General features: G+C 56.7%; 3 protein-coding genes. All 3 read left to right on the forward strand.

The features are described from left to right. The first annotated feature begins 14 nt into the window (after positions 1–14). Positions 15–1,727 carry a multiheme c-type cytochrome gene (locus ABTW62_RS13540; protein ID WP_430905107.1) on the forward strand — a complete coding sequence of 571 codons (1,713 nt, stop codon included), beginning with the start codon at positions 15–17 and terminating at the stop codon, positions 1,725–1,727. Beyond that, the gene (gene haoB, locus ABTW62_RS13545; protein ID WP_430905105.1) at positions 1,724–2,800 is read left to right on the forward strand and encodes a hydroxylamine oxidation protein HaoB; all 1,077 of its coding nucleotides are present in this window, start codon (positions 1,724–1,726) and stop codon (positions 2,798–2,800) included. Before ABTW62_RS13540 ends, haoB begins: the two co-directional genes overlap by 4 nt. A gap of 109 nt (positions 2,801–2,909) precedes the next feature. Next, the coding region (cycA, locus tag ABTW62_RS13550) for a cytochrome c-550 CycA (protein ID WP_430905106.1) at positions 2,910–3,620 on the forward strand (711 nt) is incomplete at its 3' end.

Genomic DNA, 3,620 nt, shown 5'->3' on the forward strand with positions numbered 1-3,620 from the left:
AAAAGGAGAGAGACATGGATGCCAGGCATTGGCTGAAAGGTATAATGCTAGCGGGAGGGCTGTTGCTAGCAGGGATGGTACAGGCGAACATCTCGACGGTACCGAGTGAGACATACGAAGCATTGGGGCTGGACCGCAACAAGGCGACCCCCAAGCAGACCTATGAAGCGCTGGTCAAGCGCTACAAAGATCCGGCGCAAGGTGCTGGCAAAGGCACCATGGGTCAATACTGGGAACCGATTCCCTACAGCATCTACCTTGACCCGGCGACCTTCTACAAACCGCCCACCTCGATGCGCGAAGTGGCCAGCCGCAAAGAATGCGTAGAATGCCACTCGGACGAATCACCGGTCTGGGTACAAGCCTGGAAACGCAGCACCCATGCCAACCTGGACAAAGTGCGCAACCTCAAGCCGGAAGATCCGCTTTACTACAAAAAAGCCAAACTGGAAGAAGTGGAAGGCAACCTGCGTTCACTGGGCAAACTGGGCGACAAAGAATCGCTCAAAGAAGTGGGCTGTATCGACTGTCACGTAGAAGTCAACGCCAAGAAAAAAGCCGACCACACCAAAGACCTCATCATGCCTACGGCTGACGTCTGCGGCACCTGTCACCTGCGTGAATTCGCCGAACGCGAATCGGAGCGCGACACCATGATCTGGCCGAACGGACAATGGCCCGATGGACGCCCCTCGCACGCACTGGACTACAAAGCCAACGTAGAAACCACTGTCTGGGCCGCCATGCCCCAGCGCGAAGTGGCCGAAGGCTGCACCATGTGCCACACCAACCAGAACAAATGTGACTCCTGCCATACCCGTCACGAATTCTCAGCGGCCGAATCACGCAAACCCGAAGCCTGCGCGACCTGCCACAGTGGTGTCGACCACAACAACTGGGAAACCTACTCCATGTCCAAGCACGGCAAAATGGTCGCCATGCTCGGAGACAAGTGGGACTGGGAAGTCCAACTCAAAGACGCCTACGCCAAAGGCGGCCAGAACGCACCCACCTGTGCGGGCTGCCACTTTGAATACGAAGGCGAATACAGCCACAACATCACCCGCAAGATACGCTGGGCAAACTACCCGTTCGTACCTGGCATTGCAGAAAACATCAGCAGCGACTGGTCTGAAGCCAGACTCGACTCCTGGGTTGTCACCTGCACCCAATGCCACTCCGAACGCTTTGCCCGCTCCTATCTCGATCTGATGGACAAAGGCACCCTGGCGGGACTGGCCAAATATCAGGAAGCCCACGAAATTGTTGAGAAACTCTACAAAGAAGGCAACCTGACTGGACAGAAAACCAACCGTCCGGTCCCACCGGAACCGGAAAAACCAGGCTTTGGCATCTTCACCCAGCTGTTCTGGTCCAAAGGCAACAACCCTGCCTCGATCGAACTCAAAGTACTGGAAATGGCTGAAAACGACCTGGCCAAAATGCACGTCGGCCTGGCCCACACCAACCCGGGTGGCTGGACCTACACCGAAGGCTGGGGCCCGATCAACCGTGCCTACGTAGAAATCCAGGACGAGCACACCAAAATGCAAGAAATGGCCGCCCTGCAAGCCCGAGTCAACAAACTCGAAGGCAAGCGCGCGAGCCTGCTCGACCTGAACAACCCAGAAGATAAAATCTCCCTGGGTGGCCTCGGTGGCGGCATGCTCCTGGCGGGCACGCTCGCACTGATGGGTTGGCGCAAACGCAAGCAAAATCAAGCTTGATCACGCCATCCAACCCTAACCAGCGTGCCCAGGCGCGCTGGCTAGACAAACTCCTCCCGTCACTTGGCATCCTGCTCGTGGCGGGAGGTTTTACTTTACTTGCCTGGTTTGCCTGGCTATGGTTCACCCCTGGCAGCGCCCCCTATCGCTACCAACTGATTGAAACCCAACCAGCCGGCAAATATCCCGCACTGGAACTGGAAGCCTGGCCTGACCTGAACATCAGCCAATACACCCTCCAGATTCCGGACATCGACCAACCCGTCGCGCAAGCCTACTTTGGTCAGCACGACCAACTTGGCCCGGTTCTGCTCAACTGGGAAAACCAGACCAGCGAACCGCTCCTCCATCTGGAACGCAAACCGGCCGAACTGAGCGCCCTGGCAGACGCGATCAACAAATACACCGCTGCCGACGCCCAGATACTTGCCTGGTGGGACACCTCCCGCCAACTTGCGTTACTGACCGAACGGCCTGTCCTGTTTCGTGCCCCGCTGCACGAACCGCTGATCATCCCCAACGAATGGCAGATCCACGCATCAGCCATCCGCGCCTATGAAAGCGAACAAGCCCGGACCCCGGTCACAGACCTCGAGCGCGACCGCTTCAAACGCTTCACACAAGCCCTCGCCAGCCCCCTGGCAAGCGGACTTGACCAACTGCGGCAACTGGCAGACAACGAACGGGAAACCTACCTGGTTGTACACGTCGCCGACCTCTACAAACTCGGCCTCCTGCACCCCGAACAATTCGGCGTCGCCTACAAAAACTACCGCATGACCGGCAACATCCACGGCATGATCAGCCACCTCAAAACCGAGATGGGCACACGCGGCTACAGCACCTACACCCTGCAGTCGCTGTCCGAAGAACTGATCCGCGCCTTCTTCCTGACCGACGAAGCCAGCCACCAAGCCCTGCTTGCCCAACTGCTGCCCTTCACCGATCACCCCCCGCCGGTTGAACTTGACAATCCGCAACTGATCTACCAACAAGGCGGGTACTGGGTCTACAAACTGTCGCCGGCCGGCGCAAGCGAAGCCGCGCGCACCCCCTCCGCCAGCGGTCAGTAACCGGCCGAACCCCGGACGCAACATTTACACTGACCGATGATCGGGTACAATTACGGACAGCGACAACCAAATCGCAACATGTTTTAAAACATAAACGAGAGGAGAGATCATGAAAATAATTACAGCCTGCAAACTGGCTGCTGTAGCCATATTTACCCTGATGATCGGGCAAACCATGGCGGCAGACGCCCCGTTTGAAGGACGCAAAAAATGCAGTTCCTGCCATAAAGCTCAGGCAAAATCCTGGCGCGATACCGCCCATGCCAAAGCGATGGACTCACTCAAGCCCAACGCACGCAAAGAAGCCAAAGTCAAGGCGGGCCTCGATCCTGAAAAAGACTACACCCAGGACAAGGATTGCGTAGGTTGCCACGTTGATGGCTATGGTAAAAAAGGCGGCTACACCATCGAATCACCGAAAAAAATGCTGGCTGCCGTGGGCTGCGAATCCTGCCATGGACCGGGACGATTCTATCGGGGCGATCACCGCAAAGCGGGCCAGGCCTTCGAGAAATCCGGCAAATCTACTCCGCGCAAAGTACCGGCTGGCAAAGGCCAGGACTTCCACTTTGAAGAACGCTGCAGCGCCTGCCATCTGAACTACGAAGGCTCGCCGTGGAAAGGCGCCAAACCGCCTTACACCCCGTTCACCCCGGAAGTGGATGCGAAATACACCTTTAATTTCGATGAGATGGTGAAAGACGTCAAAGCCATGCACGAACACTACAAGCTTGATGGCGTATACGAAGGCGAACCTAAATTCAAGTATCACGATGAATTCCAGGCTAGCGCCAAAGAAGCCAAGAAAGATGACAAGAAA

Source organism: Nitrosomonas sp. ANs5, assembly GCF_050584665.1.
In the GTDB taxonomy this organism is placed as follows: Bacteria; Pseudomonadota; Gammaproteobacteria; order Burkholderiales; family Nitrosomonadaceae; genus Nitrosomonas.

Excerpts from the sequence above, each read along its gene's own strand:
- ABTW62_RS13540 (WP_430905107.1), top strand. The coding sequence starts at position 15 with ATGGATGCCAGGCATTGGCTGAAAGGTATAATGCTAGCGGGAGGGCTG.